This is a genomic window from Neisseria sp. P0001.S005 (genome assembly GCF_051963715.1).
The window spans coordinates 1-299 of sequence record NZ_JBQCTZ010000926.1 but is presented as its reverse complement, the minus strand read 5'-3'; the positions used below and the strand labels follow the sequence as shown (position 1 = coordinate 299).

At 50.5% G+C, this 299-nt stretch carries 1 pseudogene; it reads left to right on the top strand.

Features of this window, described 5'->3' with window-relative positions:
* Positions 1-299 (top strand): annotated as a pseudogene (tuf, locus tag ACTHSP_RS23525) (elongation factor Tu); the annotation flags it as partial.

The window sequence follows — 299 nt, the reverse complement described above, 5'->3', positions numbered from 1 at the left end:
ATGGTTGACGATGCCGAGCTGTTGGAACTGGTTGAAATGGAAATCCGTGACTTGTTGTCAAGCTACGACTTCCCAGGCGACGACTGCCCAATCGTACAAGGTTCCGCACTGAAAGCTTTGGAAGGTGATGCTGCTTACGAAGAAAAAATCTTCGAGTTGGCTGCTGCTCTGGACAGCTACATCCCAACACCTGAGCGTGCTGTGGACAAACCTTTCTTGTTGCCTATCGAAGACGTATTCTCTATCTCTGGCCGTGGTACAGTAGTAACCGGTCGTGTAGAGCGCGGTATCATCCACGT